Genomic DNA, 21,382 nt, shown 5'->3' with positions numbered 1-21,382 from the left:
CCGCCGCCATGCCGCAGATATCGGTCACTTGCCGGCGAGGCTTAGGGAAAAATAGGTCCAGTCCGAATATTTATTGCGGATTGTTACTTTTGCCGGCCAAGGTCTCCGCGCGCATGGCCTGGTCCGCGCACATGCCCGTTCACATGCCCGTTCACATGTCCGCTCACACGTCCGTCGCCAGGCCGGCCTGCGCGCTCGAGGCCTGCAGCCACCGTTCCAGATCAGCGGCCGGCAGCGGGCGAGAGAACAGATAGCCCTGTGCCACCGGATAGCCCTGTTCGCGCAGGATGGTGTTCTGCGCTGCCGTCTCCACGCCCTCGGCCACCACGGTCAGGTGCAGGCTGCGGCCTATGCCCAGGATGGCGTTGCTCAGCGCCTGCGCGGCCTCGTCGTGCTCCAGGTCGGCGACGAAGCTGCGGTCCAGCTTGAGCTCGCTGACCGGCAGGCGCCGCAGGTAGCTGAGGCTGGAGTAGCCCGTGCCGAAGTCGTCCATGGACAGGCGCACGCCCTGGGAATGCACGGCCTGCAGCGTGCGCATGGTGCCCGGGTTGGTGTCCAGCAGCAGGCTTTCGGTGATCTCCAGCGTGAGGTCCTGCGGCTTGAGCGCGTTGTGCTCCAGCGTGTCGGCAATCATGCGCGGCAGGTCCAGGTTGTGAAAGCTGGTGGGCGAGAGGTTGACCGACATGGCCGGCACGTCGATGCCCCGGCTGCGCCACTCGCCCAGCTGGCGGCAGGCCTCGCGCAGTGCCCAGGTGCCCAGCTCGCCGATCAGGCCGCATTCCTCGGCCAGCGGAATGAAGCGTGCGGGCGAGATCTCGCCGAATTCCGCATGGCTCCAGCGCGCCAGGGCCTCCACGCCGTAGAGGCGCCCGTCCTTCAGGTCGAGCTGGGGCTGGTAGTGCAGTCGCAGGCCGCCGCTGCGCAGGGCATCGCGCAGCGCCGTCTCCAGCACCAGGCGCTCCTGGGCCAGGCGGTTCATCTCGGGGCTGAAGAAGCTGTAGAGCCCGCGCCCGCCGGATTTGGCCTGGTACATGGCCATGTCGGCGCGGTGCAGCAGGGTCTCCATGTCGCGCCCGTCGGCGGGAAACACGGCAATGCCGCAACTGGCCGTGCTGGCCAGGGACACGTCGTCGATCATGCAGGGCTCGCCAAGTGCCGACTGCAGCCGCTCTATCACCTCGGCCGCCTGCGCACCGCCGCAGTGTGGCAGCACGATGACGAACTCGTCGCCCGACAGCCGTCCGGCAATGTCGCCCGTGCGCAGCTCCGCCTGAATGCGCTGGGCCACGCTGCACAGCAGCCGGTCGCCGGCCGGGTGGCCCAGCGAATCGTTGACCTGCTTGAAACGGTCCAGGTCGATGAAGACCACGGCCAGCTCGTGGCCCTCGTGCGAAGCCACGGACAGCGCCTGCTCGGCCTGGGCCAGCAGCAGGCTGCGGTTGGGCAGGGTGGTCAGCCCGTCGTAGAAGGCCAGCTGCCGGATGCGGCGGCGTGCCTGCTCGCGCTCCAGCGCCAGCGCGCACAGGTCGGTGCAGGCCTCCACCAGCCGCTGGTGGAAGGGATCGGGGCCGGGCCGGTTGAAATGGCGGTAGTAGAAGGCAAAGGTGCCGGCCACGCCGCCCTGCAGCCCGCAGATGGGCGTGGACCAGCAGGCCGTATACCCCAGCGGCAGGATGAGGTGCTTGTAGTCGGCCCACAGCGGGTCGGTGGCGATGTCGCCCACCAGCACGGGCCGGTTGTGAAAGGCCGCCGCGCCGCAGGAGCCGACATTGGGGCCGATGGGCACGCCGTCCAGCGCCGCCGAATAGGAGGCCGGCAGGCTGGGCGCGGCCAGCGGATGCAGGCGGTTCTGGTCATCGACTTCCAGCACCGAGACCGCGATATCGGGCGCAATGCGCTCGACCTCGCGGCACACCAGGTCCAGCACCTCGGTCAGCGGCTGGTCGCGGGCCATGGCCTCCAGGGCGCGCCGCTGCAGCACCTCATGCATCTTGGCTTCGGTAATGTCGGTGATCACCGTCACCGTGGTCTGCAGCCGCCCGTCCGGCCCCATCACGGGATTGGCCTGGGCGCTGACCCAGTAGCGCTCGCCGTCCTTGCCCACCAGGATCTCCTCGCGGTACACGGGCTTGCCCGCGTCCAGCTCGGCACGGTAGGCGGCCGTGAACTCGGGCGAGGCATGGGGCACCAGCAGGGCGATGGGCGCACGGCCCACCACTTCCTCGCTGGTCCAGCCGAACATGCGGCTGAAGCCCGCATTCACATAGCTGATGGTCCAGTTGCCATCGGCGATCACCACGGCAGCATCGGTGGCATCGGCCACCAGGGACAGGCGCCGCATGTGCTCCTGCCGCCGGCGGTCGGCCAGCATGCGGGCCGAGACATCGGTGGCAATGCACAGCACATGGCTGAGGGCGCCGGCCGCATCGAGCACGGGCGCATAGGTGGCCTCCAGCCAGCACGTGCTTCCGTCGCGGCGCCGGTGCTCTCCCACGCGCGAAACCGTCTCGCCCGCGCCCCAGCGCTGGCGCCACTGACCGTAGGCGGCCGGGTCGGCCTGGGCCTGCGTGCACAGATCGCTGTGAAGCAGACCTTCAGCGCCCGTGGCCGGATAGCCGAGGATGGCCTCGTAGTTGGCATTGGCGCGCATCAGCCGGCCTTCGGGCGTGAATTCCGCCAGCGCCATGGCCTTGTCCAGCGTGCTCCACAGCGCCTGTTGTCCTGCCGTGCCTGCTACCCGCGTTTCGAACATGGTTCGCTCTCCTGATGGATGCTGAGCTGATGATTGATTGTTTCTAAATGATACCGATCCGGCGCAGCAGCTGGATGTCAGCCACTCTGGTCGCCTTTGGATGGTCCGCCTGATGGCACTCTTAGGCAAGTGATTCCGCTGGTTACAATGATTTGAGAATGATTCTTGTTTGATGGTGACTCCCGCCTTCAAGCCATCGGGTCCTACCATGCCATCCGCCCCAGCCTCCAGCGCCGCCTCCAGCCCCTTGCACCGCGAAATCTCCGCCCTCTATGCCGCCCACCATGGCTGGCTGCAGGGCTGGCTGCGCCGCAGGCTGGGCAACGGGGCGGATGCGGCGGACCTGGCGCAGGACACCTTCGTGCGCATCCTGGGCGTGCGCGACCTGGCCGGTGTGCAGGAGCCGCGTGCCTACCTGACCACGGTGGCCAAGGGCGTGATCGTCAACTGGTACAAGCGCCAGGCGCTGGAGCGCGCCTACCTCGAAGCCCTGGCCGCCTTGCCCGAGCCCGTGGCGCCGTCGCCCGAGCAGCGCGCCCTGGTACTGGAGACCCTGCACGAGATAGACGCCATGCTGGACGCGCTGCCGCCCATCGTGCGGCGCACGTTTTTGCTGTCCCAGCTGGACGGCATGAAGTACGAGGACATCGCGCAGCAGCTGGAGGTCTCGCTCACCAGCGTCAAGCGCTACATGGCCCAGGCGTTTCGCCAATGCCTGGTGGCAATGGCGTGATGGAGACGCCCCTGCAAGCGCGCGTGCTCGACGAGGCCGCCGAATGGCTGATGCGCCTGCACGACAGCGGCGCCACCGACGCCGACCGCGCCGCCTGCGAGCGCTGGCGCCAGGCCGAGCCACAGCATGCCCTGGCCTGGGAGCGCGCCGAGCGGCTGCTGGGCAAGTTGGGCGGCCTGCCTGCAGCGCTGGCCATGCCGGCGCTGGACCGGCCCCGAAGCCACCGCGCCCAGCGCCGCGCCGCCGTGGCCCGGCTGGCCGCGCTGCTGGCCGTGGCGCCGGCAGGCTGGCTGGTATGGAGTGCGGCGGACCAGCGCGGCTGGGGCGCCGACCTGCGCACCGCCACCGGCGAGCGCCGCACCGAGCATCTGGCCGATGGCAGCCGCCTCCTTCTGGACACGGCCAGCGCGGTGGACATCCGGTTTGATGGCGCACTGCGCCTGCTCACCCTGCGCCAGGGCGCGATTTCCATAGAAACGGCGGCCGATACCGCCACACCGCACCGCCCCTTTGTCGTGGATACCGCCCATGGCCGGCTGCGCGCCCTGGGCACCCGCTTCACCGTGCGGCAAGAGGGGGGCAGGGCGGACGGCGGCCCCGTGCGCCTGGCCGTGACCGAGGGCGCCGTGGAAGTGACGCTGCGCGGCGCCGCCAGCCCAGCGCTGGTCGTTCAAGCCGGTCAGCAAACGGTATTGCGAGCGGGGGAGGTGACCTCGCCCCAGCCCCTGCAGCCCGAGGCCACGGCCTGGACCCACGGCATGCTGATGGCCGACGCCATGCCGCTGGCCGCGTTCTGCGCCGAACTGTCGCGCTACCGGCCCGGCCTGCTGCAGTGCGCGCCCGAGGTGCGCGCGCTGCGCGTGTCCGGCTCCTTTCCGCTGGGCGATACGGACCGGACGCTGACCATGCTGGCCTCCACCTATCCCGTCGACGTGCAGACGCGCATGCGCGGCTACTGGATCACCGTGGTCGCCAGGAACTAAAAAAATCGAGGCAGGGTGACACTTTTTCGGATCTCGGCTGGCAACGGGGAAAGAGCTTTTTTCTTCACCGCCTCCAAGGACCGATTTCCATGCCTGCCGTACCCATGCCGCATCCCGTCTTCCATCCCCTGGCGCATGCCGCCCGCCTGGCCCTGCTGGGCATGGCATTGGCCGCAGGCGCCGGGCAGGCGGCCGAACCGGCACCTGCTCCCACACCCGCTCCCGCAGCCCAGACCTACCAGATTGCGCCCGGGCCGCTGGGCCGCACGCTGGCCGGCGTGGCCACGGCGGCGGGCATTTCGCTGTCCTTCGATCCTGCGCTGACCGAAGGGCTCACCAGCCCGGCCCTGTCCGGCCACTACGCGCCGCAGCAGGCGCTGCAGCGCCTGCTGGCCGGCAGCGGGCTGGACATGGTGGCGCGCAGCGATGGCAGCTACACGCTGCGCAGGCAGGCCGCACCGGCCGGCGCTGGCGCCGGTTCCACCACGGTCCTGAACGAAGTGCAGGTGACGGCCCGCGCCGAGCGCAGCGCCACCAGCGAAGGCACGGGCAGCTACGTGGCCCGCGCGGTCACGGTGGGCAAGGGCGAGCAGGCGATCAAGGATATCCCCCAGTCCATCAGCGTGATCACGCGCCAGCGCATGGACGACCAGAACCTCCACACCGTGGACGACGTGCTGGCCAGCACCACGGGCATCACCATGTACGACAGCCCCATGGGCGGGCGCTATGTCTACTCGCGCGGCTTCCGCGTGGATACCTACCAGTTCGATGGTGTGAACCGCGCCTTCTACTACCCGCAGGCCGACAACTTCACCAGCAACGCCGCCACGCTGGACCGCGTGGAAGTGGTGCGCGGTGCCACGGGGCTGCTGCAGGGGGCGGGCTCGCCCAGCGCCGCCATCAACATGGTGCGCAAGCGCCCCCTGGCAGAGCGCCAGCTGGAGGTATCGGCCAGTGCGGGCTCCTGGAACAACCTGCGTAGCGAGATCGATGCCACGGGCCCGCTCAACGAGGCCGGCACGCTGCGCGGGCGCGTGGTCGCCAGCCTCAACAGCCGCGACTATTTCTACGACGTGGCCAGCAGCCGCACCGGAGTGCTCTACGGCGTGCTGGAGTACGACCTCAGCTCCCAGACCCGGCTGACGGTGGGCGCCACCCACGAGCGGCTGCGCTCCACGCCGTTCTTCCAGGGCCTGCCGCGCTATGCCGACGGGGCAGACCTGCGGCTGCCGCGCTCCACCTTCCTGGGCGCGGACTGGAACCGCTGGGACAGCGAGCAGACATCGCTGTTTGCCGAGCTGCAGCACCGCTTCAACGCGGACTGGACCGTCAAGGCCACGGCGGGCTACACCCGGGAAAAGCACGACATGAAGTACGCCTTCGCCCTGGGGGCGATCAATCCCGCCACGCTGGCGGGCAACGAGATGTATGCCGGCCTGTTCGATGTCACCACCGACAACAAGACCCTGGACGTGGCGGTGGACGGCAAATTCGACGCCTTCGGCCGCCGGCATTCGCTGAGCTTTGGTGCCAACACGGGCCGCATGGTCAACGACAGCGACTATTCGCTGATCCGCATGGGCCTGCCCAACAACGTGTTCGACCCGAGCGCCGCCATCCGCGAGCCGTCCCGCGCGGAATTCCTGGCCAACCGCTATCGTGGCGATGAAAGCCGCACCCGCATGACCCAGTCCGGCGCCTACGGCGTGGCGCGGCTGGGCCTCACCGATGCGCTGACCCTGATCGGCGGCGCCCGCGTCACCCGCTTCACGGGCAGCAGCAACTACCGCAACACGGGCGAGGCCTACAACGACCCGTACAAGGAAAGTGGCGTCATCACGCCCTATGGCGGCCTGGTCTATGCGCTCAATGACCAGTGGTCGGCCTATGCCAGCTACTCCGACATCTTCCAGGCCCAGAACGCCGTGACGGCGGCCGGCGACCTGCTGGCACCCATCAAGGGGCGCAATCTGGAAGTGGGCATGAAGGGCGAATTGCTGGACGGCAGGGTGAACGCGGCCGTGGCCCTGTTCCGCATCGACCAGAAGAACCGCGCCGAAGAGGACCTGGTCAACCCCTGCTCGGCCAGCACCTACTGCTATGTCTCCGTGGGCAAGGTCCGCAGCCAGGGGCTGGATGCCGAGATCAGCGGCGAGGTGGCGCGCGGCTGGCAGCTGTTTGCCGGCTACACCTTCAGCCATTTCAAGTACCTGGACAACACCTCCAATGCCGGCGTGGAGTTCGCCAGCACCTACACGCCCAAGCACATGCTGCGGGTCTGGAGCGACTACCGCCTGCCGGGCGAATGGAGCGCCTGGAACGTGGGCGGCGGCGTCAACTTCCAGACCGCCAGCTCGCGCGCGGTGGGAGCCATCACCGACGTGCAGCCAGCCTATGCCGTGTGGTCTGCCCGCCTGGGCTACCGCATCGACCGCAACTGGTCCGTGGCACTGAGCGTGGCCAACCTGTTCGACAAGACCTACTACCAGACCATAGGCGCGCCGGCCTGGGGCAATGTCTACGGCGCACCGCGCAGCGCGACGCTCACCCTGCGCGGCAAGTTCTGAAACACGGCCAGGAGGAACGGACTGCAGCAGCAGGCGGCAGAGCTGGGCCGCAAGAGGGGCGCAGTTGCCTATAATTGAGAATTATTCTCAATCTCGGGTCGCCGCGTGTCCAGCCCATCGCCTTCCTTGTCCGCCCATGTCGAATCCCTGTACCTGGCCCACCACGGCTGGCTGCAGGGCTGGCTGCGCAAGAAGGTGGGCAATGCCTTCGACGCGGCCGATCTGGCGCAGAGCACCTTCCTCAAGGTGCTGGGCGCCAAGGGGCTGGACCAGCTCCAGGAGCCGCGCGCCTACCTGACCACCATTGCCCGCAACCTGCTGATCAACCAGGTGCGCCGCCGCGCCATCGAGCAGGCCTATCTCGATGCCCTGGCCGCCATGCCCGAGCCCGTGGCGCCGCCGCCCGAGGTCCGGCTCATGGTGCTGGAGACCCTGGTGGAGATAGACCGCCGCCTGGGCCGCCTGCCCGCGCTGGCCAAGCAGGCCTTCCTGCTGGCCCAGCTCGAAGGGCTCGGCCATGGCGAGATCGCGGCCGAGCTGGGGATTTCCGTCTCCACCGTCAAGCGGCATCTGGCCAAGGCGGCCATGCGCTGCTTCTTCCCGGAGTAGGCGGCATGCAGGCGTTCCCTTCCGCTTCTTCCCCCATTTCTGCCGAAGTGGCCCGCCAGGCCGTGCAATGGTGGCTGCAACTGAACTCCGGCCAGGCCCAGGCCCGGCAGCACGATGGCCTGCAGCGCTGGCGTGCGGCCAGCCCCGAGCATGAGGCCGCCTGGCAGCGCATCGAATCCATGGGCAGCCAGATGGCCGGCATCCCCATGCCGCTGGCGCGGGCCGCATTGGCCGCACCCGGCTCGGCCGGCAGGCGCCGTGCGGTGCAGGCGCTGGCCGTGCTGCTGGTCTCGGGCGCAGGCTCCGCAGCCGTCGTGCGCTCGCAGGCCTGGCGCGGCTGGACGGCCGACCAGGTGGCTGCCGTGGGAGAGCAGCGCCGGCTGCCGCTGCCCGATGGCGGCAGCGTGTTGCTCAACACCGGCAGCGCCCTCAACCTGCGCTACGGCGCAGCCGAGCGCGTGCTGGAGCTGGTGCGTGGCGAAATCCTCGTGCAGACCGCGCCGGACAGCCTGCACCGGCCCTTCATCGTGCAGACCGCCATGGGCGCCGTCCAGGCCCTGGGCACGCGCTTCACGGTGCGCGAGCGCGAGCCCGGCATCGAAGTGGGCGTGCTGCAAGGCGCCGTGCAACTGCGGCCCGCGCATGCCCCGCATGCCGCGCAGCGCATCAATGCGGGAGAGCAGGGCACGTTCACGGCCCAGCAGGCCGTGCACTCCGGCGCGCTGGACACGGCGGCCAGCGCCTGGGCCGAAGGCATGCTGGTGGCCTCGCGCATGCGGCTGGAGGATTTCCTGGCCGAGCTGGGCCGCTACCGGCGCGGGCGCCTGGGCTGCGACCCGGCCGTGGCCGGCCTGCACGTCTCCGGCGCCTATCCGCTGGCCGACACCGACCGCGTGCTGGCCGCGCTGACTTCCTCGCTGCCCGTGGAAATCCACTCCTTCTCGCGCTACTGGGTGATGGTGCGGCCTGCCGGGGCGGGCAAGGCATGAGCGGCACGGCCGGCATGAAGGCCTTCGCACTTTCCTGAAAAAAATTTGAGCTGATTTGCCGGCGATGGCTGTCAACAGAGACAGGAGCGCACCGCAGCGTGCGCCAACGCTTCTCTACAACCATTGCAACAAGGCCTTTCCATGCGCCCTCAGACCATGCGCCAGAACTCCATGCGGCAGGCTGCCGCCCCCACTGTCCGCCCATCCCAGGCGGCCCCGGCGTTGCGTCCGGTGGCGCTGGCGCTGCAGGTGCTGTGCGCGGGCACGCTGGCGGGGCTGGCTGCCGCAGGCGCCCTGGCTCCGGCACAGGCCTGGGCGCAGCCGGCTGCCGGTGCTTCGCAGCAACGCCAGTACGACATTGCCGCCGGCCCGCTGGAAAGCGTGCTCAACCAGCTCGGGCGCGAGGCCGGCGTGCTGGTCACCTTCGGCTCGGCCGTCACCGAAGGGCTGCGCAGCGGCGGCGTGAGCGGGCGCTTCACCGTGGAGCAGGCACTGGACCGCGCCTTGCTGGGCACGCCGCTGGCGGCCGTGCGCTCGGCCGGCGGCGGCTACACCCTGCGCGAGATGCCCGTGGTGCCGGCCACCTCCGGCGCGGCGGGTGCTGCGGGTGCGGCAGGCGCGCCGTCCTCCCAGACACTCAGGACCGTGCTGGTCACGGCCTCGGCCCAGGCCAGCCCCACTACCGAAGGCTCGGGCTCCTACACCACGCCGGCCACGGCGGCGGCCACGGGCCTGAGCCTGTCGCTGCGCGACACGCCGCAGTCCGTCAGCGTGCTCACGCGCCAGCAGATCGAGGACCAGGGCCTGCTCTCGCTCAACGACGCCATGCGCAGCGTCACCGGCATCCATGTCGTCAGCTCGGACAGCGACCGCTCGGACTTCTACTCGCGCGGCTTCTACGTGGACAACCTGCAGTACGACGGCGTGCCCACCTCCATCGGCCTGTCGTTCTACGGCGAATCGGGCAACGACACCACCATCTATGACCGCGTCGAAGTGGTGCGCGGCGCCACGGGCCTGCTCACGGGCGCGGGCAATCCGTCGGCCTCCATCAACATGGTGCGCAAGCACGCCAACAGCAAGGTGTTCACGGGCTCGGCCTCGGCCAGCGTGGGCTCGTGGAACCACCATCGCGGCACGGTGGACCTGTCCATGCCGCTGACGCAGGACGGCCGCATCCGCGCACGCGTCGCCGGCATGGCCGAAGAGCGCGACTCCCATGTGGACCTCTACCACGCGCGCAAGCAGGTCTTCTACGGCGTGATCGATGCCGACCTCACGCCCGACACCACGCTCAGCGTGGGCGCCGACTACCAGGCCAACCGGCCCACCGGCTCGACCTGGGGCGGCCTGCCGCTGGTCTTCACGAACGGCATGCCGGCCGACTGGAGCACCTCCAAGACCACGGCTGCGAACTGGACGCGCTGGAACAGCACCAACAAAAGCATCTTCGCCAATCTGCAGCACCGCTTCGGCAACGACTGGAAGCTCAAGGCCAACTTCGTGCACCGCGACAGCGCCTACGACGCCAAGCTGCTGTACCTCATGCGCCAGCCCGACATCACCACCGGCCTGGGCATGGCAGCCCTGCCCAACTACTCCGAATACAGCTTCCAGCAAAACAGCGCCGACCTGCAGGTGACGGGCGGCTGGGAACTGGGCGGGCGCCGCCATGAGGCCGTTGTCGGCCTGACCAGCAGCCGTGCCCGCGAACACAAGGCCGGCCATGCGCGCACCAGCCCCCTGCAGGACGTGGGCAACTACTACCAATGGGACGGCTCCTATGCCGAGCCCACCTGGGGGCCGCTGACCACCAGCAGCCTGGACCACACGCGCCAGGACGCGCTGTACGGCGCGCTGCGCCTGTCGCTGGCCGATCCGGTCAAGCTCATCGTGGGCGGGCGCCAGAGCAGCTGGAAGGTGCGCAGCCTCAGCGAGGTGCGCGACCACAACGTCTTCATCCCCTACGCAGGCCTGGTGCTGGACCTGAGCGAAGGCTTCTCGGCCTATGCCAGCTACACCGACATCTTCCAGCCCCAGAACTACCGCGACCGCGGCGGCAGCTACCTGGACCCCGTGGCGGGCAAGAGCTTCGAGATTGGCATCAAGGGCGAGCACCTCAACGGCAGGCTCAACAGCTCGCTGTCCGTCTTCCGCATCCAGCAGGACAACGTGGCCCAGCTGGACGAAGGCCAGGTCGTGCCCGGCACCACCGACTTCGCCTACTACGGCGCCAAGGGCGTGACCAGCAAGGGCTTCGAGGCCCAGGTCTCGGGCGAGCTGGCCACGGGCTGGAACCTGTCGGCCGGCATTGCCCACACCGTCGCGCGTGACGCCCAGGGCCTGTCCATCAACGCTTGGGCGCCCAAGACCCAGGCCCAGCTGTTCACTTCCTACCGCCTGCCCGGTGGGTGGAATCAGCTCACCGTGGGCGGCGGCCTGCAATGGCAAAGCCGCACCCGCGCCAGCGTCTTCGTGGCGGGCAATGACCTGGTCTTCGAGCAGAAATCCTTCGCCACCGCCAGCCTCATGGCGCGCTATGCCTTCAGCCCCAGGCTCTCGCTGCAGCTGAACCTGAACAACCTCTTCAACAAGAAGTACTACGTCAACATCGACGGCCAGGGCCAGTTCGGCACGCCGCGCCAGGCCATGGCGGTGCTGAACTACAAGTGGTGAAGCTTTCCCTGTGAGGATGGGGTGGAGTTGGCGCGGCAGCAGCTGAGGACGGCGGTGCAGGCCGCTGGCGCCCATTGCGGAGCCAGCGGCCTTGCAGAGTCATCGCGGGGTAGGCTGCGGATGGGGCTACACCACGCGCCGGGCCTCCACCTTCACATGGCCGGCCAGCAGGTCGGCGCTGTCGCGGATGGCGCGCAGCGCATGGGCCAGGGCCTGCTGGCTGTGGTGCTCCTGCGGTGCATGCACTGCCGCCAGGGCCAGTTGCGCCAGGGCCGAGATCTCGGTGCAGTTTTCCTGCACGCTGCCGTGGATCTCGGTGATGGCGCTGGTCAACTGGTGCAGGCTGGGGGGCTGTGTCCTGGGGGTGTCCTTGTCCATGGCCATGCCTCAGCCCTGCGGGCGCACCGGCTCATGGGTGCGGCATCCGAGCAGTTGCGCCATGGCCTTGGCGGCTGCCTCGGCCGCTTCGGCGCGGCGCATCTCGGCCGCGTCTTCGAATCCGCAGCCCATGGCCTGGGCCTCGGTGCCGGCGTAGTCGGCCAGCGTCTCGGCGCTGTCGCGGATGCTTTGCAGGGCGCGGGCCACCACGTCCATGTGGCGATGGCCCTTGGGCGTCTCCAGCCATGCCAGGGCCAACTGGGCGATGGAGGAGATTTCTGCACAGCCTTGCTGCACAAGATGGTCCACCTGGGTGAGGGCATTGGACAGCTGCCGGGTGGTGTGGCTGTCCGTGGCGGATTTGGGCTGGGCGGGGGTCATGCCTGGGCCCTCCGTGTGGAAAGGGCGGCGCCAAAAGAGGGCGCGCAGGCGAGTGCCAGAGAAACGGCAGTCATGTTTCCGTGCTCCTTACTGAGACTGAAACCACCGACTCCGCGTTTTGAAGCACGAAACAGGTGGACGGGATGTTCAAAACACACAGCAAGATGTGCGGACGCCCTTACGGGTAGCCCCATCCCGCCCGAAACCGCAGGGGCGTGGACGAGCGTCCACAGCCCGGAATTCAGACGTGATAAGGCCTCGCTTTCGGGGAGGCAGCACCGCTTACTAAATGGGTGTTTTGAAGCACCGGCCCCGTGACAGGGGGCTGGTGCGGATGATAGCGCGTGCGGCGTGCGCAAAGTCGCTTTGCGGCCCGTTGCACCTTGCCATCTCGCCCTTTCAGGAATGGCCCAGGGACCGCTGAAAGAGCCCGGCATGCGTTGCGTTCATTGAGAATGATTCTTCTTTGCGCGGTTATGATCCAGCCCCATGGATTTGTCCGCCTCCTTCACCGCACTCCGCGTGCAGGGTGAGCGCCAGCCCCATGCCGGCCTGCGGGCGGGCACAGCAACACCGGGCGTAGGCCGGCAACCACCCAGGCTGCTGTCCATTGCGGCTGGCCTTTTTTTCAATCTCGTTTGTCATGTATCAGGAGGGCCGTCACGGCCATTGCTTTCGGCATTTGCATTGCCGCTTTTCTGAACAACCCACTACATGTCCCTCTCCCATTCCGGCCAATCCGGCCAATCCGGCCAATCCGGCCAATCCGGCCAATCCGGCCATTCCGCCAAACCCACCCATCCGGGCCTGCTTGTCCTGTCCCGCCTGCTGGCCGCCGTCTTCGGCGGCTATGCGCTGGCCAGCGCGCTGGCGGCCTTCCTGGCCGCTGCGCTGCCCGGCGCGCGTGTCGATGCCGTGATCGCCGGCATGCAGTGGAGCTTTGCGCTGCACGCGCTGGCGGTGATCTGGGCGTTCTCGCCGGTTTCGGCGGGCCGGGTCTGGCTGGGGTTGCTGGTGCCTGCGGCCCTGATGGGCGGCGCCGCGCTGCTGCTGGCGCGCAATGGCGCGGGAGGCTGAGATGGAAAAGGAGCAGATCAGCAAGGTCCCCGGCAGCGGCGCTGCCACGGGCGGTTTCCGCCAGGCCCAGGCCTGGCTGCATACCTGGTGCGGGCTGTGGTTTTCGTGGCTGCTGTTCGCGGTGTTCCTCACGGGTTCGCTGGCCGTGTTCCAGGAAGCCATCACGCACTGGATGACGCCCGAGCACCATGCCGAGGAGGCGGCCGAGGCGGCAGCGCGCGCCGCCGCGCCGGCCGGGCAGGGTGCGGACCTGGGCCAGCGCCTGGCCTGGGGCGCGGCCTACATGCAAAAGCACCACCAGGGCGCGCAGATGTGGGAGATCTGGCCGTCCGACGACAAGGGCGGCGGCGACCTGCGTGTCTACTGGTTCGACGCCAACCGCCAGTACGCCGATGCCGAGCTGGACACCGCCACGGGCGAGGAAATGGGGGCCGGCCACGGCCACGGCGCCGCGCGCGCCACCATGGGCGGCAACCATTTCGTGGATTTCCACTATGAACTGCATGCCGGGCAGGTGGGGCTGTGGGTGATAGGCATTGCCGCCATGGCCATGCTGGTGGCCCTGGTCAGCGGCGTGGTCACGCACAAGCGCATCTTCAAGGACTTCTTCACCTTTCGCGCACGCAAGGGCCAGCGCAGCTGGCTGGACGCGCACAACGCCGTGGCGGTGCTGACGCTGCCCTTCCAGTTCATGATTGCCTATACCGGCATCGCCATCTCCAGCCTGAGCTTCATGCCCGTTGGCGTCTGGACGGTCTATGGCACGGACCAGGCCGCCCGCACGGCCTTCATCGCCGACATGAACGAGGCCGGGCCGCCCGCGCTGTCCGGCAAGCCCCTGGCGGTGCCCGATCTGGAGCCGTTTGCACGGCGCGGCCAGGAGCTGATGGGCCAGGCGGTGCGCGCGGTGGTCATCGACCATCCCGGCGATGCCTCGGCACGCATCGGCGTCTACGGCTGGAACAGCGATGACCGTGCGCATCAGCGCCTGAGCCCCAATTCGGGCATGGCCATGTTCTCGGCCGCCACGGGCGAGGTGCTGCAGGTACGCCTGCCCGGCGGTGCCGACGGCGGCGCCCCCTCGCTGGCCCAGGCGGTCATGGGCGGGCTGCACATGGTCAAGTTCGGCGGGCTGGCCATGAAGTGGCTGTACTTCCTGTGCGGCCTGGCGGGCGCGGCCATGATGGCCACGGGCGCCATCCTCTTCATGGTCAAGCGCCGCAGCCGCCACCAGGGCGAGTTCGGCAGCGCCACGGCGCGCGTGTACCGGCTGATCGAGGGCCTGAACGTGGCGGCCATCGCCGGGCTGGGCCTGGGCTGCATCGGCTACCTGTGGGCCAACCGCCTGGTGCCCGTCGGCCTGGCGCACCGCGATGACTGGGAGCTGGCCGTGTTCTTCGGGCTGTGGGGCCTGGCGCTGGTCCATGCGCTGGCCTGCGCGCCAGCCACGGCCTGGCGCCAGCAGATGGGCCTGCTGGCCATGCTGTGCCTGCTGCTGCCGCTGCTCAACTGGATCACCGTGGGCGAGCCGCTGTCGGCCCACATGCTGGAGGGCGACTGGGAAAGCGCCGGGGTGGAGCTGTTGTGCCTGGCCACGGGGCTGGCGGCCGCCTGGGCCTGGCGCTGGCTGGTGCGGCGTGGCGCGGGTGCCGCCGCCAAGGCAAGGACGGCCAAGGGGCAGGCCGCCGTGGCCGGCCCCTCGGAGGTGCAGGCATGAGCACGTTGCACGCATCCCTGGCCGCACTGGCCCTGGCCTTTGCAGGCATGGCGGCCCTGGCCTTTGCCATGGACCGCCACTACGAACAATTGACCGGCGCGCGCGAGCTGCCGGCCCGCCGTGGCCCGCAGTTGCGCGGCCTGGGCACGGCGCTGCTGGCGCTGGCCCTTGTGCCCGTTGTCTCGGGCTGGGGCGGCACGGTGGGCACGGTGGCCTGGCTGGGCTTTGTGTCCGCCGGCGCGCTGATGGCCGTGGCCCTGATCAGCGCCCATGCGCGCTGGGCGGCGCGGCTGGCCTGGTTGGCTGGCGTGCTTGCCGTGGCGGATTTGGCGTGGATTGTTTTCAGTTTCGGCATTACGGGGTTTTTCAGATGAGTTTCCTGCTTTCGTTCCAGTTCGGGGTGTGTGTGATCGGGAGGCAAGCATGACGCGCACGCAGCAACGCTGGAAAGCCATCGCCGTGGCGGTGGTCCTGTTGGCGGCGGCCGGGGGCGCGGCCGCCTGGTGGTCCAGCCGGCCTGCCGTGGCCTATCAGACCGAGACCGTGGCACGCACCGATATCGAGTCCACCGTCACGGCCATCGGCACGCTGCAGCCACGCCGCTATGTGGACGTGGGCGCCCAGGTGTCGGGCCAGGTCACCCGGCTGCGCGTGGAGCCCGGCGCCCAGGTGGAAAAGGGCGCACTGCTGGTGGAGATCGACCCCAGCGTGCAGCGCGCCACGGTGGATGCGGGGCGTGCCTCGCTGGCCGGCCTGCGCGCCCAGCTGGCCGAGCAGCAGGCGCTGCGCAAGCTGGCCGAGCAGCAGCTCACGCGCCAGCGCCAGCTGGCCCGCGACGGGGCCACGCGCGAGGAAGACCTGCAGACCGCAGAAGCCAACCTGGCCGCCGCCGGTGCCCGCATGGAGCACCTGAAGGCCCAGATCGACCAGACCCAGGCCACGCTCAAGGCCGACGAGGCGCGCCTGGGCTATACGCGCATCTACGCGCCCATGGCGGGCACCGTGGTGTCGGTGGAGGCGCGCGAGGGCCAGACGCTGAACGCCACCTACCAGACGCCCAACATCCTGCGCATTGCCGACCTGTCGGCCATGACGGTGTGGACCGAAGTGTCCGAGGCCGACGTGCGCCGCGTGCGCGACGACATGCCGGTGTACTTCACCACGCTGGGCGGCGCCGACCAGGCCAGGCCCCGGCGCTGGTCCAGCAAGGTGCGCCAGGTGCTGCCTTCGCCCTCTACCAGCCAGGCGCCGGCCGGCGGCAATGCGGGCCAGGCGCCTGCGCCCGCCACCAAGGCCGTGGCCTATACCGTGCTGTTCGATGTGGACAACGAGGACGCCGAGCTGATGCCCCAGATGACGGCCCAGGTGGTCTTCGTCACCGGCCAGGCCGCGCAGGCACTCACCGTGCCGCTGATGGCCGTGGCCGACAAGGCGGGAACGACTGGCAAGGCGGAAAAGGCAGAGAAGGCAGAGACGGCCGAGAAGGCAGGCAGCACGCAGACCGTGCGCGTGCTGGACGCCAAGGGTCAGCCCGAGCAGCGCACCGTGCGCCTGGGCGTGCGCAGCCGCCACCAGGCCGAGGTGCTGGAGGGCCTGAAGGAAGGCGAGCGCGTCATCGTCGGCGAGACGCCTCTGGACCGTGGCCCGCGGTGGCTGCAATGGTGATGGCGCAGGGCATGCAGGCCGGCGCGCCGCTGACCGCACCGCTGATAGAGCTGCGCGGCATCACCAAGCACTACGGCGGCGGCGACAGCGGCCAGCCCGCCGTCACCGTGCTGCACGGCATCGACCTGGAGATACGCGCGGGCGAGTTCGTGGCCGTGGTGGGCAGCTCGGGCTCGGGCAAGTCCACGCTGATGAACATCCTGGGCTGCCTGGACCGGCCCAGCGAGGGCAGCTACCACTTCCAGGGCCAGGACGTGGCCACGCTGGACTCGGACGCGCTGGCCTGGCTGCGGCGCGAGGCCTTCGGCTTCGTCTTCCAGGGCTACCACCTGATCGCCAGCGAAAGCGCCAGCGAGAACGTGGAAATGCCCGCCATCTACGCCGGCCTGCCCAAGGAAGAGCGCGTGCGGCGCGCCCGTGCGCTGCTGGAGCGCCTGGGCCTGGGCTCGCGCCTGGGCAACCGGCCCAACCAGCTGTCGGGCGGGCAGCAGCAGCGCGTGTCGATTGCGCGCGCGCTGATGAACGGCGGCCAGATCATCCTGGCCGACGAACCCACGGGCGCGCTGGACTCGCACAGCGGCGCCGAGGTCATGGCCCTGCTGCGAGAGCTGGCCGATGCGGGCCACACCATCATCCTCATCACCCACGACCGCACTGTGGCCGCCCAGGCGCGCCGCGTGATCGAGATCAGCGACGGCCGCATCACCAGCGACAGCCGGCGCGACGATGCCGCCAACGCGGTGAATGCGGCAAATGCGGCGAATGCGGGCGCCGCTGCCCTGCCGCTCACGCCGCAGCGCGGCAGCGCCGGCGCGCCCTGGCTGGCCGAGCTGTTCGAGGCCGCGCGCAGCGCCTGGCGCGGCATGCGCATGAACCGCGTGCGCACCAGCCTGACCTTGCTGGGCATCGTCATCGGCGTGGCCTCGGTGATTGTGATGCTGGCCATTGGCGAGGGCGCGCGGCGCAAGGTGGTCGAGCAGATGGGGACCATGGGCACGGCCATCCTCTACATGGGCAGCAAGCCGCCGGCCACGGGCGGGCCGGCCGGGCAGATGACCGAGGAAGACCTGGCCGCCGTGCGCGAACTGCCCGAGATACGGCGCGTCATGCCCGTGATCGGCGACCCCATCACCGTGCGCTACGGCAAGGCCGACAAGCAGATCTACGTGTTCGCCGCCAGCGAGGAAATGCCCCTGGTGCACCACTGGAAGGTGGCCCAGGGCCGCTACTACACCGAGGCCGAGGACCGCGACCTGGCGCCCCTGGTGGTCCTGGGCCACAAGGCGCACCAGCATTTCTTCCCCGACACGCCCAACCCGCTGGGCCGCCAGCTGATCATCGGCACGTCGGCCTTCGAGGTCATCGGCGTGATGAGCGAGCGCGGCGCGGACTCGGGCGCGCAGAACTATGACGACATGGTCTTCATTCCCTACCGCTCGGGCCGGGCGCGCGTCTACCAGTCGCAGACCCAGCCCGACTATGTGGTGATCGAGGCCATGTCCTCCGACGTGGTGCACGAGGCGGAGGAGGCCATGCGCAAGCTGCTGCTGGCGCGCCACGGCGGGCGCGAGGACTTCGGCATCGGCAACGCGGCCGCGCGCATCCAGGCCGAGGCGGCCACGCGCCAGAGCATGGCGGTGATGCTGGGCCTGATTGCCGCCGTCTCCCTGGTGGTGGGCGGCATCGGCGTGATGAACGTGATGCTGATGACGGTGCGCGAGCGCACGCGCGAGATCGGCATCCGCATGGCCACGGGCGCGCGCCAGCGCGACATCCTGCGCCAGTTCCTGACCGAGGCCAGCCTGGTCACCTTCGTGGGCGGCACGGTGGGCCTGCTGGCCGGCCTGGCCGTGGGCGTGGTGCTCATCGTGGCGGGCGTGCCCGTGGTGTTTTCGGTGCGCGCCATGCTGGGCGCCTTTGCCTGCGCCGTGGTGACGGGCCTGGTGTTCGGCTACATGCCTGCCAAGACGGCGGCGCGGCTGGACCCGGTGCGTGCGCTGGCGGGAGAGTGAGATGAAAGACATGAACGACAAGACGCTGGGAAATGCGAGCCTGGGCTGCATCGCTCTCGCGCTGCTTGCCCTGGGCGGCTGCGCCGTGCAGCAGACGGTGCCGGACAGGACAGCGCCTGCGCTGGCCGCTTCGTGGAAGCAGCAGGGCGAAGCCGTCCCTGCCTCCGTCTCACCCCAGTGGTGGCAGGCCTTTGGCAGTGCGGAGCTGGGCGGCATGGTGCAGGCCGCCCAGGACCAGAGCCTGGACATGGCTGCCGCCATGGCCCGCGTGCGCCAGGCCGAGGCGGCCACGCGCCAGGCAGGCGCGGCGCTGCTGCCGTCGCTCAGCGGCGAGCTGCGCGCCCAGCGCATGAACCATGCACAGGTGGCGGGCGGGCAGGCCAGCGTCTACGGCGCTGCGCTGACGGCCTCGTATGAGGTGGACTTCTGGGGCCGCAACCGCGCCACGCGCGATGCGGCGGCGGCGGCCTGGCAGGCCAGCCGGTTTGACCAGGACACGGTGCGCCTCACGGTCACCGCCCAGGTGGCCCATGGCTGGCTGCAGGCCGTGGCGCTGCGCGAGCGCCAGGCCATTGCGGCGCGCAACGTGGCCAATGCCGAGCGGCTGCTGGGCCTGGTGGAGTCCCGCGCGCGCGCAGGCGCCGCCACCCAGCTGGAGTTGGCCCAGCAGCGCGGCCTGGTGGCCAGCCAGCGCCAGGCCCTGGCCACGCTGCGCCGCCAGGGCGAGGATGCCGATGCCACGCTGGCCGTGCTGCTGGGCCAGGCACGCCGCCCCGCGCTGGCCACGGATTCGCTGCAAGCCCTGCAACTGCCCGAGATCGGCGCAGGCCTGCCCACGCAGCTGCTGCAGCGCCGGCCTGACATTGCCAGTGCTGAGGCGCAACTGACCGCCGCCAGCGCCAACCTGCAGGCCGCCCGCGTAGCGCTGTGGCCCCGGCTGACCCTTACGGGCAGTGCAGGCACCAGCGCTGGGCGCGCCAGCGACTGGCTGCGCGAGCCCGTGTATTCGCTGCTGGCCGGACTGGCCGGCCCCATCTTCGACGGCGGCCGGCTGGCGGCCGAGCGCGATGGCGCCCAGGCCCGGCGCGAGGAGCTGCTGGCCGGCTATTACAAGTCCATCGTCGCGGCCTATGGCGATGTGGACCTGGCGCTCAACGCCGTCCACGGCCTCAAGGCCCAGGCCGAGGCCCAGGCCGAGGTGCTGGCCCAGGCCCGCCAGGCCGTGTCGCTGGCCGAGCTGCGCTACAAGGCCGGGGCGGAAAGCCTGCTGTCCCTGCTGCAGGCCCAGACCACGCTGTACGCGGCCCAGGACGATGCCGTGCTGCAGCGCCTGCTGCAGCTGCAGGCGCGCGTGGCGCTGTACCGGGCGCTGGGCGGGGGGTGGGAGGCGCCTGCCATGGGCACTGAAATGCCGGAAAGACAGGCACAAAAAAGCCAGGGGGCATTGCCACCTGGCTGAGAGGGAAGGGCCAGGGCCGCCACCCGGTCCTGCCGGGTGTGCGGCCTGAGACCTCAGGCTTGAAGCCTGCTCAGCTGCCGCGCGTGATGGGCACGCCGGCATCCTTGCCGTAGGCGCCGTACTTGCCCAGCTCCCACTTGGCGATGGCGTTGCGGTGCACTTCGTCCGGGCCGTCGGCAAAGCGCAGCGTGCGCGCGTGGGCGTAGGCGCTGGCCAGCGGGAAGTCGTCGCTCATGCCGCCGCCGCCGTGCACCTGCATGGCCCAGTCGATGACCTGGCAGGCCATGCTGGGGGCCACGACCTTGATCATGGCGATCTCGCTGCGTGCCACCTTGTTGCCGGCGATGTCCATCAGCCAGGCGGCCTTGAGCGTGAGCAGGCGCGCCATGTCGATGCGGCAGCGTGCCTCGGCGATGCGTTCCTGCGTCACGGTCTGCTGGGCCACGCTCTTGCCGAAGGCGATGCGCGAGCTGGCGCGCTTGCACATCAGCTCCAGCGCGCGCTCGGCCAGGCCGATCAGGCGCATGCAGTGGTGGATGCGGCCGGGGCCAAGGCGGCCCTGGGCGATCTCGAAGCCACGGCCCTCGCCCAGCAGGATGTTGCCCACGGGCACGCGCACGTTCTCGAAGTACATCTCCATGTGGCCGTGCGGCGCATCGTCATAGCCCATGACGTTGAGCGGACGCACGATGCGGATGCCGGGCGCGTCGCCGGGCACGATGATCATGCTTTGCTGCGAGTGCTTGGGCGCATCAGGGTCGGTCTTGCCCATGGTGATGAAGACCTGGCAGCGCGGATCGCCGGCACCCGAGATCCACCACTTGTGGCCGTTGATCACGTACTCGTCGCCCTGGCGCTCGATGCGGGTGCAGATGTTGGTGGCGTCGGAGGAGGCCACCTCGGGCTCGGTCATGGCGAAGGCCGAGCGGATCTTGCCGTCCAGCAGCGGCTTGAGCCAGCGCTCCTTGAGTTCGGTGCTGCCGTAGCGCGCAATGGTTTCCATGTTGCCGGTGTCGGGCGCCGAGCAGTTGAACACCTCGCTGGACCATGGCACGCGGCCCATGATCTCGGCCAGCGGCGCGTATTCCTGGTTGGTCAGGCCGCCGCCCTTGTAGCCAGCGGCCTCGGCGCTGTCCACGGGCAGGAACAGGTTCCACAGGCCTTGCTCCCGGGCCTTGACCTTGAGCTTCTCGATGGTCTGCAGCGGCGTCCAGCGCTTGCCTGCGGCGGTGTTGGCTTCCATCTCGGCGGCATAGTCCTTTTCGCCGGGATAGATGTGCTCGTCCATGAACTTCAGCAGGCGTTCCTGCAGGTCCTTGGTCTTGGGCGAATATTCAAAGTCCATGGATGCGCTCCTTCTCTTGGCTTGTCGCTTGTGGTG

16 protein-coding genes are annotated in these 21,382 nt (G+C 69.5%); 12 read left to right on the top strand and 4 right to left on the bottom strand.

From position 1 onward, the window contains the following. Window positions 1-163: 163 nt before the first annotated feature. Window positions 164-2,752 (bottom strand): GGDEF and EAL domain-containing protein, encoded by a 2,589-nt coding sequence (locus tag AAN986_RS16390; RefSeq protein WP_047219769.1) that lies wholly within the window; start codon window positions 2,750-2,752, stop codon window positions 164-166. A 208-nt stretch (window positions 2,753-2,960) separates the two neighbouring features. Here AAN986_RS16390 and AAN986_RS16385 point away from each other — a divergent pair, with 208 nt between their 5' ends. The 6 genes from AAN986_RS16385 to fhuE all read left to right on the top strand — a co-directional run bounded on the left by AAN986_RS16385 (window position 2,961) and on the right by fhuE (window position 11,312). Beyond that, the gene (locus AAN986_RS16385) at window positions 2,961-3,485 is read left to right on the top strand and encodes a sigma-70 family RNA polymerase sigma factor (RefSeq protein ID WP_047219770.1); all 525 of its coding nucleotides are present in this window, start codon (window positions 2,961-2,963) and stop codon (window positions 3,483-3,485) included. After that, complete coding sequence (locus AAN986_RS16380; RefSeq protein WP_349335403.1) at window positions 3,464-4,468, top strand: FecR domain-containing protein; 1,005 nt, start codon at window positions 3,464-3,466, stop codon at window positions 4,466-4,468. The genes AAN986_RS16385 and AAN986_RS16380 overlap by 22 nt, the downstream gene beginning before the upstream one ends. Before the next feature lie 89 nt (window positions 4,469-4,557). Continuing rightward, on the top strand, window positions 4,558-7,038 hold the full coding sequence (locus AAN986_RS16375) for a TonB-dependent receptor (protein WP_047219731.1): 2,481 nt from the start codon (window positions 4,558-4,560) through the stop codon (window positions 7,036-7,038). A gap of 126 nt (window positions 7,039-7,164) precedes the next feature. Beyond that, window positions 7,165-7,647 (top strand): sigma-70 family RNA polymerase sigma factor, encoded by a 483-nt coding sequence (locus AAN986_RS16370; protein ID WP_043791465.1) that lies wholly within the window; start codon window positions 7,165-7,167, stop codon window positions 7,645-7,647. A gap of 5 nt (window positions 7,648-7,652) precedes the next feature. Next, the gene (locus AAN986_RS16365) at window positions 7,653-8,636 is read left to right on the top strand and encodes a FecR domain-containing protein (RefSeq protein ID WP_047219730.1); all 984 of its coding nucleotides are present in this window, start codon (window positions 7,653-7,655) and stop codon (window positions 8,634-8,636) included. A 141-nt stretch (window positions 8,637-8,777) separates the two neighbouring features. Further along, window positions 8,778-11,312, top strand: a complete 2,535-nt coding sequence (gene fhuE / locus AAN986_RS16360) for a ferric-rhodotorulic acid/ferric-coprogen receptor FhuE (RefSeq protein WP_047219729.1) — start codon at window positions 8,778-8,780, stop codon at window positions 11,310-11,312. Between the two features lie 126 nt (window positions 11,313-11,438). Here the strand turns inward: fhuE and AAN986_RS16355 are convergent, their stop codons facing one another. Next, the gene (locus AAN986_RS16355) at window positions 11,439-11,696 is read right to left on the bottom strand and encodes a hypothetical protein (RefSeq protein ID WP_046241588.1); all 258 of its coding nucleotides are present in this window, start codon (window positions 11,694-11,696) and stop codon (window positions 11,439-11,441) included. Between the two features lie 3 nt (window positions 11,697-11,699). Next, window positions 11,700-12,071 carry a hypothetical protein gene (locus tag AAN986_RS16350; RefSeq protein ID WP_047219728.1) on the bottom strand — a complete coding sequence of 124 codons (372 nt, stop codon included), beginning with the start codon at window positions 12,069-12,071 and terminating at the stop codon, window positions 11,700-11,702. A gap of 714 nt (window positions 12,072-12,785) precedes the next feature. Here AAN986_RS16350 and AAN986_RS16345 point away from each other — a divergent pair. Genes AAN986_RS16345 through AAN986_RS16320 form a run of 6 tightly spaced genes read left to right on the top strand, consistent with a single transcriptional unit; the run spans window position 12,786 to window position 20,001 of the window. Then, window positions 12,786-13,148 carry a DUF3649 domain-containing protein gene (locus AAN986_RS16345; protein WP_349335402.1) on the top strand — a complete coding sequence of 121 codons (363 nt, stop codon included), beginning with the start codon at window positions 12,786-12,788 and terminating at the stop codon, window positions 13,146-13,148. A gap of 1 nt (window position 13,149) precedes the next feature. After that, window positions 13,150-14,865 carry a PepSY-associated TM helix domain-containing protein gene (locus tag AAN986_RS16340; protein WP_047219727.1) on the top strand — a complete coding sequence of 572 codons (1,716 nt, stop codon included), beginning with the start codon at window positions 13,150-13,152 and terminating at the stop codon, window positions 14,863-14,865. Further along, window positions 14,862-15,239 carry a DUF3325 domain-containing protein gene (locus AAN986_RS16335; protein WP_016450743.1) on the top strand — a complete coding sequence of 126 codons (378 nt, stop codon included), beginning with the start codon at window positions 14,862-14,864 and terminating at the stop codon, window positions 15,237-15,239. The genes AAN986_RS16340 and AAN986_RS16335 overlap by 4 nt, the downstream gene beginning before the upstream one ends. Window positions 15,240-15,288: 49 nt before the next feature. Next, on the top strand, window positions 15,289-16,530 hold the full coding sequence (locus AAN986_RS16330) for an efflux RND transporter periplasmic adaptor subunit (RefSeq protein WP_017405378.1): 1,242 nt from the start codon (window positions 15,289-15,291) through the stop codon (window positions 16,528-16,530). Continuing rightward, complete coding sequence (locus tag AAN986_RS16325) at window positions 16,530-18,542, top strand: ABC transporter permease (protein ID WP_047219734.1); 2,013 nt, start codon at window positions 16,530-16,532, stop codon at window positions 18,540-18,542. The genes AAN986_RS16330 and AAN986_RS16325 overlap by 1 nt, the downstream gene beginning before the upstream one ends. Window position 18,543: 1 nt before the next feature. Continuing rightward, window positions 18,544-20,001, top strand: a complete 1,458-nt coding sequence (locus AAN986_RS16320; protein ID WP_047219726.1) for an efflux transporter outer membrane subunit — start codon at window positions 18,544-18,546, stop codon at window positions 19,999-20,001. A 70-nt stretch (window positions 20,002-20,071) separates the two neighbouring features. Here the strand turns inward: AAN986_RS16320 and AAN986_RS16315 are convergent, their stop codons facing one another. Next, window positions 20,072-21,346 carry an acyl-CoA dehydrogenase family protein gene (locus AAN986_RS16315; RefSeq protein ID WP_016446718.1) on the bottom strand — a complete coding sequence of 425 codons (1,275 nt, stop codon included), beginning with the start codon at window positions 21,344-21,346 and terminating at the stop codon, window positions 20,072-20,074. Window positions 21,347-21,382: the final 36 nt, after the last annotated feature.

It is taken from the genome of Delftia sp. DS1230, from assembly GCF_040112715.1.
Taxonomy (GTDB): Bacteria; Pseudomonadota; Gammaproteobacteria; order Burkholderiales; family Burkholderiaceae_C; genus Comamonas; species Comamonas tsuruhatensis.
Note: the sequence above shows the minus strand (reverse complement) of the source record. Positions and strands in the feature narration are given on the sequence as shown.

Excerpts from the sequence above, each read along its gene's own strand:
- AAN986_RS16390 (WP_047219769.1), bottom strand. The coding sequence starts at position 2,752 with ATGTTCGAAACGCGGGTAGCAGGCACGGCAGGACAACAGGCGCTGTGG.
- AAN986_RS16385 (WP_047219770.1), top strand. The coding sequence starts at position 2,961 with ATGCCATCCGCCCCAGCCTCCAGCGCCGCCTCCAGCCCCTTGCACCGC.
- AAN986_RS16380 (WP_349335403.1), top strand. The coding sequence starts at position 3,464 with ATGCCTGGTGGCAATGGCGTGATGGAGACGCCCCTGCAAGCGCGCGTG.
- AAN986_RS16375 (WP_047219731.1), top strand. The coding sequence starts at position 4,558 with ATGCCTGCCGTACCCATGCCGCATCCCGTCTTCCATCCCCTGGCGCAT.
- AAN986_RS16365 (WP_047219730.1), top strand. The coding sequence starts at position 7,653 with ATGCAGGCGTTCCCTTCCGCTTCTTCCCCCATTTCTGCCGAAGTGGCC.
- fhuE (WP_047219729.1), top strand. The coding sequence starts at position 8,778 with ATGCGCCCTCAGACCATGCGCCAGAACTCCATGCGGCAGGCTGCCGCC.
- AAN986_RS16355 (WP_046241588.1), bottom strand. The coding sequence starts at position 11,696 with ATGGCCATGGACAAGGACACCCCCAGGACACAGCCCCCCAGCCTGCAC.
- AAN986_RS16350 (WP_047219728.1), bottom strand. The coding sequence starts at position 12,071 with ATGACCCCCGCCCAGCCCAAATCCGCCACGGACAGCCACACCACCCGG.
- AAN986_RS16345 (WP_349335402.1), top strand. The coding sequence starts at position 12,786 with ATGTCCCTCTCCCATTCCGGCCAATCCGGCCAATCCGGCCAATCCGGC.
- AAN986_RS16340 (WP_047219727.1), top strand. The coding sequence starts at position 13,150 with ATGGAAAAGGAGCAGATCAGCAAGGTCCCCGGCAGCGGCGCTGCCACG.
- AAN986_RS16335 (WP_016450743.1), top strand. The coding sequence starts at position 14,862 with ATGAGCACGTTGCACGCATCCCTGGCCGCACTGGCCCTGGCCTTTGCA.
- AAN986_RS16330 (WP_017405378.1), top strand. The coding sequence starts at position 15,289 with ATGACGCGCACGCAGCAACGCTGGAAAGCCATCGCCGTGGCGGTGGTC.
- AAN986_RS16325 (WP_047219734.1), top strand. The coding sequence starts at position 16,530 with ATGGCGCAGGGCATGCAGGCCGGCGCGCCGCTGACCGCACCGCTGATA.
- AAN986_RS16320 (WP_047219726.1), top strand. The coding sequence starts at position 18,544 with ATGAAAGACATGAACGACAAGACGCTGGGAAATGCGAGCCTGGGCTGC.
- AAN986_RS16315 (WP_016446718.1), bottom strand. The coding sequence starts at position 21,346 with ATGGACTTTGAATATTCGCCCAAGACCAAGGACCTGCAGGAACGCCTG.